5 protein-coding genes are annotated in these 9,887 nt (G+C 65.0%); 2 read left to right on the forward strand and 3 right to left on the reverse strand.

Annotation, left to right across the window (positions count from 1 at the left end; translation table 11 throughout):
* Positions 1-29: 29 nt before the first annotated feature.
* The 3 genes from PJK54_RS10715 to PJK54_RS10725 form a co-directional block, all read right to left on the reverse strand.
* The gene (locus PJK54_RS10715; RefSeq protein WP_084207741.1) at positions 30-1,475 is read right to left on the reverse strand and encodes a sigma-54-dependent transcriptional regulator; all 1,446 of its coding nucleotides are present in this window, start codon (positions 1,473-1,475) and stop codon (positions 30-32) included.
* On the reverse strand, positions 1,472-3,832 hold the full coding sequence (locus PJK54_RS10720) for an ATP-binding protein (protein ID WP_271302781.1): 2,361 nt from the start codon (positions 3,830-3,832) through the stop codon (positions 1,472-1,474). Before PJK54_RS10720 ends, PJK54_RS10715 begins: the two co-directional genes overlap by 4 nt.
* Before the next feature lie 77 nt (positions 3,833-3,909).
* Positions 3,910-4,677: an FCD domain-containing protein gene (locus PJK54_RS10725; RefSeq protein ID WP_077379971.1), complete on the reverse strand. Its 768-nt coding sequence runs from the start codon at positions 4,675-4,677 to the stop codon at positions 3,910-3,912.
* A 412-nt stretch (positions 4,678-5,089) separates the two neighbouring features.
* Here PJK54_RS10725 and PJK54_RS10730 point away from each other — a divergent pair, with 412 nt between their 5' ends.
* A complete protein-coding gene (locus tag PJK54_RS10730) occupies positions 5,090-6,796 on the forward strand; it encodes an L-lactate permease (RefSeq protein ID WP_271302782.1) in 1,707 nt (568 codons plus the stop codon).
* Positions 6,797-6,860: 64 nt separating this feature from the next.
* Positions 6,861-9,800: an FAD-binding and (Fe-S)-binding domain-containing protein gene (locus PJK54_RS10735; protein ID WP_271302783.1), complete on the forward strand. Its 2,940-nt coding sequence runs from the start codon at positions 6,861-6,863 to the stop codon at positions 9,798-9,800.
* The last annotated feature ends 87 nt before the right edge of the window (positions 9,801-9,887 follow it).

Below are 9,887 nucleotides of genomic sequence, written 5' to 3' on the forward strand. Positions count from 1 at the left end.
GCTACCTCTCCCGCAGCCCGCCATGCGCTTCAGCGCCGGTAGGGTTCGGCACTCAGGCCATGCTTCTTGAGCTTGTCGTAAAGTGTCTTGCGCGGCAGTCCCAGTCGTTCGCAGGCCATCACGACCTGTCCGCGGCACGCGGCCAGCGCGTCACGGATGAGCGCGGCCTCGAAGGCCTCCATGCGTGTCGGCAGTGCCTGACCTTCGGTTGCCTGGCTGACGCTCTCTTCCAGTGACATCTCCGCCTGCAGGCTGCGTTGTTCGGCGGAACCTCCCGGCGGCTGCCCCTCCGCCATGCTGTCGCCGATATTGCCCTCCAGCCCCCCCAGCAGCACATGACGCTCCGCACAGTTTCTCAGCTCACGCACATTGCCCGGCCAGTCATGGTCGAGCAGCGCCTGCAGCGTACGCGAATCCAGCGGCGGAACCTCCAGACTGGTGCGCTCGCTGGCCAGAATGGCGAAGTGTCGAAACAGCTGCAGGATATCCTCGCGATGCTCACGCAGTGGCGGCAGATACAGCGTGACGACGTTCAGGCGGTAGTAGAGGTCTTCACGAAAGTCGCCGGCGCTGGCCGCTTCACGCAGGTCACGCTTGGTGGCCGCGATGACGCGGATGTCGATGGGGCGCGGTGTATTGCTGCCCAGTCGCTCGATACTGCGCTCCTGGAGGACACGCAACAGCTTGATCTGCAACGACATCGGCATGGACTCGATCTCATCGAGAAACAGGGTGCCGCCGTCGGCGTGTTCCAGCTTGCCGATACGGCGCTCGCTGGCGCCGGTAAAGGCCCCCTTCTCGTGGCCGAACAGCTCCGACTCGATCAGCGTCTCCGGCATGCCGCCACAATTGAGTGCCACGAAGGGCTTGCTGGCACGGAGACTGCGCTCGTGCAGACAGCGGGCGACACGGTCCTTGCCGGCTCCGGTCTCGCCGTACAGCAGGGTATCGGCATCCACCGCCGCCAGCCGTGAGACCTGGGCATCCAGGCGCTGAATCACCTCGCTGCTGCCGACGAGGCGCGGCCCGGCGCTGTTGCGCTGGGTATCCAGCTGCTCGCGCAGTGAGCGGTTCTCCAGCGCCAGACGTCTGGCGGCCACCGCACGCCGCACCCCGTCCAGCAGCCGCTCACGATCGAAGGGTTTCTCGATGAAGTCCCAGGCGCCGCCCTGCATGGCGGAGACGGCGGTATCGACATCGCCATGCCCTGTCATCACGATCACCGGCAGCTCGTCATCCAGCTCACGGGCGGCGCGCAGCAGGCTCAGACCATCCATGCCCGGCATGCGGATGTCGGTGATCACCACGCCCTCGAAGGGGGCTTCGGTGTTCAGGATCTCAAGCGCTTCCTCGGCACTGGCCAGCGGCCGGGTGAGGTAATCGGCCAGCATCAGGCTCTGGCTCAGGCTGTCGCGTAGATGAGGTTCGTCATCCACGACCAGCACCTGCATGTCAGCATTCGTGACATCACTCATGACGGCTCCTGTGAATTGGCGGCGGCGGATGGGGAACAGGGCTGTGAGGGCGTGCCCGACGCCGGCAGCGTCAGTCGGAACAGTGCGCCCCCCAGCGGTGAGGGATGCGCCTCGAGGGTGCCGCCGAGATCCGCCACGATACGCGCGCTGATCGACAGTCCCAGTCCCAGTCCCTTGCCATCGGCGCGCTGGGTATAGAAGGGTTCGAAGACCCGCGTCAGCTGGGCTGGCGCAAGTCCCGGGCCGTTGTCATGCACTTCCAGCACCACTTGCGTGCCTTCACTGCCGGCTCGTTCATGCAGGTTCAGCTGGAGGCAGGCTGGCGCTGACGGCCTGTCGGCCAGCGCATCCAGTGCATTGCTGAGCAGATTGACCAGTACCTGCTCGAGGCGTACCGGTTCGGCACGCACCCTGGGCAGGGCGGTGCTCTGCTCACGCGTGATGTCGACTGCCTGGGCATCACGGCGTGGCTGCAGCAGGCGCAGGGCATAGTCGAGACTGGTGGCGAGGTCGACCGCTTCCAGGCGGTCACCACTCTTGCGCGAGAACTGGCGCAGCTGGGCGCTGATCTCGCCCATGCGCTGGGTAAGCTCGGTGATCTGGCGCAGGTTGCTCTCGACCTGAGGTGTCTGGGCACGGGCGAGGAAGGCGCTGGCATTCTCGGCATAGGCGCGGATGGCGGCCAGCGGCTGGTTGAGCTCGTGGTTGATGCCGGCGGCCAGCTCGCCAAGCACTGCCAGCTTGGCGGTCTGGATCAGTTCATCGCGGGTCGCGCGCAGCTCACGCTCGGCGCGGGTACGCTCCTCGACCTCCGCGCTCAGGCGCGCATTGCTGGCAGCGAGGTCACGGGTGCGCTCGACCACGCGTTGCTCGAAGGCATCGCGTGCCTGGGCGAGGGCCTCGGCCTGGGCGCGCCGCTCGCTGACATCGAAGACCGTCACCAGCCAGCGCGGGCCATTGGGGCTCGGTAGCGGGGCGCAGGACAGCTCCAGCGGCACGGCCACTCCGCTGCGCAGGCCATGCACTTCCAGCGGCCCGATCGGGCGGGGGCGGGTCAGGTGGTCCAGCAGCGCACGCTCGGCCGGCAGGAACAGTTCGCGCAGGTCACGCCCTTCGCGTGCGCTGGGCTGCCGGGGGCTGTCGTCCCGTGAGGCATCGGCGCTCAAGGGCGAACCGAACAGCGCCACGGCGGTAGGATTGAGGTACACCAGGTGAGCACGTTCATCGAGGATGCACAGCCCCGCCTGAGTGCGGTCGATGATGCCCCGCACCCGTTGCTGACTGGCGGCGAGCGACTGTCGTTCACGTTCGGCGAACAGACGCCGCTCGCGCAGGATGCGCAGCCGTTGCCAGCCCAGCCCCGCCAGCAGGCACAGCAGTACGTAGCCACCGGCGGCCAGTCCGGCGGCTTGCCAGATACTGCCGCGCAGCGGGGCCAGTGGCTTGAGCACATGCAGGCGCCAGCCGATGTCCGGCAGCGGGCGTGACAGGCTCAACCAGGCGTGCTGCCAGAGATCGCCCGGCGTCAGTTGCAGCAGCTCGACCGTGGTGACAGCGTCGAGACGCAAGGGCGGCTCGGGCGTCGACAGATCGGACAAGGCTTCACGGTGATAGAGCCGCAGGGGGCGCAGGCGTTGATTGGCATAGCGCTGGGTGTCGAGCAGCCGGTTGCGGGTCTCGTCACTGAGGGGGTCCAGCGTGCGCAGTACCCGGTCGGGCTGACTGGCGATGAAGATCACGCCGTGGGGGTCGGTGACCATGATGTCGGCATTCTGATCCAGCCATGCCGCTTCCAGCGCGGCGATCTGCACCTTGGCCACCACCACGCCGCGCCGCCCGCGGGGACTCACCACGCTGGCGCTGAAGAAGTAGCCACGCTCGCCGGAACTGGTCCCCAGCCCGTAGAAGCGTGCTTCGCCGCCATCGATGGCGTCCTTCCAGTAGGGGCGGAAGCGATAGTTCTGGCCGATGAAGGTGGATGCCGAGCGCCAGTTGCTGGCGGCGATGGTGGTGCCGACGTCGTTGACCAGGTAGAGGTCGGACACCTTCGCGAGCGCGCGCATGCGATCCAGCCGTTGATTGAGTGCCATCTCGGCGCTGGGGTCATCGGGGGCATCAAGGAAAGCGCGCAGTTGATCGTTCTCGGCGACCAGCCGTGGCAGGTAGGCATGCTGACTCAGTTGACCACGCAGGCTGGCGGCGGTCAGGCGCAACTCGTTGTCTGCTTCATGGGTCAGGCGCTCGAGTGACTGGCTGCGCGCGACGGCCACCGCCTGCCAGACGCACAGCATCAGACCGATCGGTAGCACGATCGCCAGCAGCAGACGCCAGTGGTGAGGCAGACGCGTGTCCTTCATCGGCAGGCCTTCCTGGGCAAGGGCTCAAGGGGAAGGGGGGGAGCGGCCACCCTCACTGATCCATCAGCGTTGCACCCTCAGCGCTCCGGCATGGCCTGGGCACGGCGCAGGGCACGCTGTGCACGGGTTTCGGCGCGCTCCAGCTCCAGCAGTGAATCCTCGACGAACACCAGGTGCTCGTGGGCCGCGTTGCGGGCGTCTTCGGCGCGTCCTTCCATGATCGCCTCGAACAGGGTGCGGTGCTGCTGGATCAGGCGCGGACGCGATTCGGGCTTCTCGAACAGGTGGCGCAGGTTGGCCACGATGCTCTTCTCCAGCAACTGGAACAGGCTGCGCATCGAGTGCAGCAGCACCACGTTGTGTGCGGCCTCGGCGATGGCGAGGTGGAAGGCGGCATCCGCGCCGGCTTCCAGTTCCGGATCACGTCCCTCGAAACTCTTCTCCAGCGTCTCGAAGCATTGACGCAGCATCTCCTTGTCGGCCGGGGTGGAGCGCATGGCAGCGTAATAGGCGCTGATGCCTTCCAGGGCGTCGCGAAACTCCAGCAGGTCGAGATTGAACTCGGAGTGCCGACCCAGCAGCGCACTGAGCGGGTCGGACCAGGCGCGCGCCAACTCTTCGGACACGTAGGTGCCGCCACCCTGACGTGAGGTCAAAAGCCCGCGCGCCGCCAGCTTCTGGATGGCTTCCCGTACGGACGGTCGCGAGACCTCGAACTGCTCGGCGAGGGTGCGCTCCGGAGGAAGCCGCTCACCGGGCTTCAGACTGCCCTCGAGAATCATGCTCTCGAGGCGTTCGGTGAGCACATCGGCGATACGGGGTTGGCGGACGGGGGCGTAACGCATGGAAGTGTCCTTGCGGCAGGAGTGAAAGGTGGCGCCGAGTGCTGCAAGCCGGTGTGCGGCATGCAGAAGAGGCGCGACCGAGGATCAGTGTGGCGTGTGGCGACTTCGCGCTACAGCCGACATTGGTCTTACCAATATGTATGACAACCACGCCTCGCGTGGCTGATTGAGATTGCCAACAATTGGTAATACCAATTTTAAAGGGCGATGGTGCTTTGACCAATGTCTAGATATCAGGCAGCTCATGATGTTTGACCGCCATGAGGGCGACGCCTAGATTATGCCGAGGTGCAGCAAGGTAAATTGGTATGACCAATTTATGTGAAGACCTGACCAGAGGGTGCGCCAACCCCGAGTGCTTCACTGCTGTGCCCGACAACAATCACAACAATTCGCCTGCGGAGTTTCCGTCATGTCCGAGCCCCTCCTGGCCTTGCTGGCCTTTGCCCCCATTCTGCTGGCGGGCATCCTGCTCGTCGGCCTGCAATGGCCCGCGCGCCGCGCCATGCCATTGGTCTTCCTCGTCACCGCTGCCATCGGCTATTTCGTGTGGCAGATGTCGCTGACGCGCATTCTGGCCTCCACGCTGCAGGGACTGATGGTCACCGTCTCGGTGCTGTGGATCATCTTCGGCGCCATCTTCCTGCTCAACACCCTCAAGCATTCCGGGGCGATCGCGGTGATCCGTGGTGCCTTCACCACCATCAGTCCCGACCGGCGCGTACAGGCGATCATCATCGCCTGGCTGTTCGGCAGCTTCATCGAGGGCGCTTCCGGCTTCGGGACGCCTGCGGCCATCGCGGCGCCGCTGCTGGTCGCCATCGGCTTCCCGGCGCTGGGGGCGGTGATGGTGGGCATGATGATCCAGTCGACGCCGGTATCGTTCGGTGCGGTGGGCACGCCGATCGTGATCGGCGTGAACGCGGGCCTCGACAAGGCCAGCCTCAGCGAGCAGCTGCTGGCGAATCATTCCAGCTGGGAGGCCTTCCTGCAGCTGATCACCTCGGAAGTCGCCATCGTGCATGGCATCGTCGGCCTGCTGATGCCGCTGTTCATGACCGTGATGATGACGCGCTTCTTCGGCGCGAAGAAACGCTGGAGTGAAGGGCTGTCGATCGCACCGTTCGCGCTGTTCGCCGGGCTGTGCTTCACGCTGCCCTACGTGGCGGCGGGAGTCTTCCTCGGCCCGGAATTCCCGTCACTGATCGGTGCCCTGGTCGGCCTGATCATCGTGGTGCCGGCGGCGCGTGTCGGTTTTCTGCTGCCGAAGGACAGCTGGGATTTTCCGCCCGAGGCCGAATGGCCCAGGCATTGGCTGGGCGACCTGACGCTGGAGCGTGATGAGGTCGAGATGGCTGCCGCCGGCAGACGCCCGCTACCACTGTGGCTGGCATGGCTGCCCTATGGCCTGATCGCGCTGCTGCTGGTCGCCTCGCGCGTGTCGGGCGACGTCAAGGCGTGGCTGGTCAGCGTGCAGTTCAGTGCCACGGACCTGCTGGGGGCCAGCGGTGTGTCGGGGTCGATACAACCGCTCTACCTGCCGGGCGGCATCATGGTCTTCGTGGCACTGATCACCCTGATGCTGCATCGCATGCAGACGCGTCAGCTGGTGGCGGCGGCCAGTGAATCCTGGCGCACGCTGGTCGGGGCCGGATTCGTGCTGGTGTTCACCATTCCCATGGTGCGCATCCTGATCAACTCCGGCGTCAATCTGAACGACCTGGCCTCGATGCCGGTAGTGATGGCGGACGTGGTGGCTGACAGTCTCGGTCAGGCGTATCCACTGTTCGCGTCCGGCATCGGCGCGCTGGGGGCCTTCATCGCCGGCTCCAACACGGTCTCGAACATGATGCTGTCCCAGTTCCAGTTCAATGTCGCTGCCCAGCTCGGGCTGTCGGGAGCGCTGATGGTGGCGCTGCAGGCGGTCGGGGCGGCGGCCGGCAACATGATCGCCATCCACAATGTGGTGGCGGCCTCGGCGACCGTCGGCCTGCTGGGGCGTGAGGGACGCACCCTGCGCATGACGGCGATTCCGACGGCTTACTATCTATTGGCTTCTGGCGTGCTTGGCTTGCTGGCGTTCCACTTGCTTGGCCTGAGTGACCCATTGCTCAAGTGACAGAGCCTTTTCGTGATGCTGCCCTGACTGACATCCACACCGTTTTTTCAAAAAGAGATTGGCCATGACTGCTCCTGACGCCATTGCACGAGATGCCTTGAGCGAGACCCCATCGGCGACTGAGCGTGCTGCTGCCTATCTGGCATTGCGCGAGGCGCTGGCATTGCACCTTCCCGCTGAGCGCTTGATTCATGACGCGTTGCGGACGCTGGCCTACGGCACGGATGCCAGCTTCTATCGTCTGGTGCCGCAGCTGGTGGTGCGCGTGCATGACGAGCAGGAGCTGGGGCATGTGCTGCGCGAGTGTCGGGCGCGCAAGCTGCCGGTAACCTTCCGGGCGGCCGGGACGTCGCTGTCCGGTCAGGCGCTGACGGATTCGGTGCTCATCCAGCTGGGCGGTGAGTGGCGTGGGGCGCAGGTGCTGGAACAGGGCAGTCGTATCCGCCTGCAGCCGGGGGTGATCGGCGCGCGTGCCAATCAATTGCTGGCCCCCTTCGGGCGCAAGATCGGCCCGGACCCGGCCTCCATCAACAGCTGCATGATCGGTGGTATCGCGGCCAACAACGCCTCCGGCATGTGCTGCGGCACGGCACACAACAGTTATCGCACCGTGGAGGACATTCGCGTCATTCTCGCCGATGGCACCTGCCTGGATACGGCGGTGCCGAAGAGCGTACAGGCCTTCCGGGCACGCCACGCTGGCCTGCTGGCAGCGTTGGAAAGGATGGCCTGCGATGTGCGGGCGGACCCTGAACTGGCGGAGCGCATTCGCCACAAGTACCGCCTCAAGAACACGACCGGCTACAGCCTCAATGCGCTGGTCGACTATGCCGATGGTCTCGAGATCCTCAAGCATCTGATGATCGGCTCGGAAGGCACGCTGGGCTTCATCGCCTCGATCACCTATCGCACGGTGATCGAGGAGTCACACAAGGCGGCGGCGCTGGTCTACTACCCGAACATCGATGCGGCCTGTCGCGCCACCATGCTGCTCAAGACGGCGCCGGTCGCGGCGGTGGAGCTGATGGACCGCGCGGCGCTGCGCTCCGTCGAGGATGCGCCGGGCATGCCGGAGGTGCTGCGCACCCTGCCGGAAGCGGCGGTCGCGCTGCTGGTGGATGTGCGCGGCGCGCATCAGCAGGAGCTGGAGACGCGCATGGCGGAGGTCGCCCGCGTGCTGGAAGGCATCGAGACCTGTGAAGCGTGGGCCTTCACTCAGGATGCGCAGCGCTATGCGTTGTACTGGAAGATCCGCAAGGGGCTGTTTCCGGCGGTCGGTGCGGTACGGGACCTGGGGACCACCGTGATCATCGAGGATGTCGCCTTCCCCATCGAGCGGCTGGCGGAAGGGGTTGGGGCGCTGACGGAGGTCTTCCTGCGTCATGGCTACTCTCAGGCGATCCTGTTCGGCCACGCGCTGGAAGGCAACCTGCATTTCGTCTTCCCGCAGGGCTTCGAGCGTGAAGGCGAGGTGGAGCGCTATCAGGCATTGATGGATGATGTCGCACGGCTGGTGGGGCAGGAGTACGGTGGTTCGCTCAAGGCCGAGCATGGCACCGGTCGCAACATGGCACCTTATGTAGAGCTTGAGTGGGGCAAGGAGGCCTACGCCCTGATGTGGCGTATCAAGGAGGCTTTCGACCCGGACAATCTGCTCAATCCGGAAGTCATCCTGACGCGCAATTCCCGTCTGCATCTGGAGAACCTCAAGCCTCTCCCGGCAGCAGACCCGCTGGTGGATCGCTGCATCGAGTGCGGATTCTGCGAGTCGGTCTGTCCGTCGAAGAATCTCAGCCTCACTCCACGTCAGCGCATCGTCATCCGGCGTGAGATCGCACGACTCGCCGCCCTCGATATGCCGACGGACGAGCAGCGCGCTCAGCTGGCGGCGCTCAAGAAGGATTACGCCTATCAAGGCATGGAGACCTGCGCGGGAGATGGTCTGTGTGCGACCCAGTGTCCGGTCGGCATCAATACCGGGGATCTGATCCGCGGTCTGCGCCACGAGGAGAACGCCGGTGCCGATCATCCGGGCAAGGTGAAGGTGGCGCACTGGGCCGGCGAGCACTTCACCTATGTCACCAGTGGCATGCGCGGTGTCTTGCGCTTGGCAGATGGGCTGCATGGTGTGGTCGGTACGCGCAACATGCGACGGCTGACTCAGGCCGCCCGCAAGGTCTCCGGCGACAGGGTGCAGCAATGGACCCCCAGCATGCCGGCCGCCGCTCCGCGTCCCTATCTCAAACGTCTGGCGCAGCCATTGGGGCGCAACGAGACGCCCAATGGGCATGTCGTCTATTTTCCGTCCTGTGCCACGCGTGTCTTCGGGGTCGCCACTGACGATATCGATCCGCGCAGCGCCACCGAGATGGCGCTGGCCCTGATGGACAAGGCGGGATTCGAAGTCGTTCTGCCCAAGGGAGTAGATGCTCTGTGCTGCGGAATGGCCTTCCAGTCCAAGGGCCAGTTCGAGGCCGGGGATGCCAAGGCCGCCGAGTTGGCAGCCGCGCTGGTGGAAGCGAGCGATGGCGGGCGTCTGCCGATCTTCTGTGATACCAGCCCGTGTCTCGCCCAGGCACAGGCCTACGCACGTGAACATCTCGAGGTATCACTCACGCTGGTCGAGCCGGTGCAGCTGGTGCTCGACTATCTATTGCCACACCTCTCGATCACACCGCTCAAGGCAAGAGTCGCGGTGCATGTCACCTGCTCCAGTGTTCGCATGGGCTTGGCGGAGCGTTTCGTGGCACTGGCGCGCCAGTGTGCGACCGAGATCGTCGTGCCGGAAGAGATCACCTGCTGTGGTTTCGCGGGAGACAAGGGCTTCGCGACACCGGAGCTCAATGCTTCGGCGCTGAAAGGGCTGAAGGACGTGGTCGCCGACTGTGACTATGGTGTCTCCAACTCGCGCACCTGTGAGATAGGGCTGAGTGAGCACTCAGGGCTCAGTTATCAGTCGATTCTTGGCCTGGTGGATCGTGCCTCGGCATCAAGGCAAGGATAGAGGGCAAGGATAGGGAGAAGAGGGAGTGTGACGCTCCGTGACAGCGTGATGACAATCTCTTGAAAAAGCCCTTGTGCTCACGCCGTT

The sequence above is a fragment of the Cobetia sp. MMG027 genome (assembly GCF_027947415.1).
GTDB classification, from domain to species: Bacteria; Pseudomonadota; Gammaproteobacteria; order Pseudomonadales; family Halomonadaceae; genus Cobetia; species Cobetia marina.

Coding starts and splice junctions, on each gene's coding strand:
- PJK54_RS10735 (WP_271302783.1), top strand. CDS start 6,861: ATGACTGCTCCTGACGCCATTGCACGAGATGCCTTGAGCGAGACCCCA.
- PJK54_RS10715 (WP_084207741.1), bottom strand. CDS start 1,475: ATGAGTGATGTCACGAATGCTGACATGCAGGTGCTGGTCGTGGATGAC.
- PJK54_RS10725 (WP_077379971.1), bottom strand. CDS start 4,677: ATGCGTTACGCCCCCGTCCGCCAACCCCGTATCGCCGATGTGCTCACC.
- PJK54_RS10730 (WP_271302782.1), top strand. CDS start 5,090: ATGTCCGAGCCCCTCCTGGCCTTGCTGGCCTTTGCCCCCATTCTGCTG.
- PJK54_RS10720 (WP_271302781.1), bottom strand. CDS start 3,832: ATGAAGGACACGCGTCTGCCTCACCACTGGCGTCTGCTGCTGGCGATC.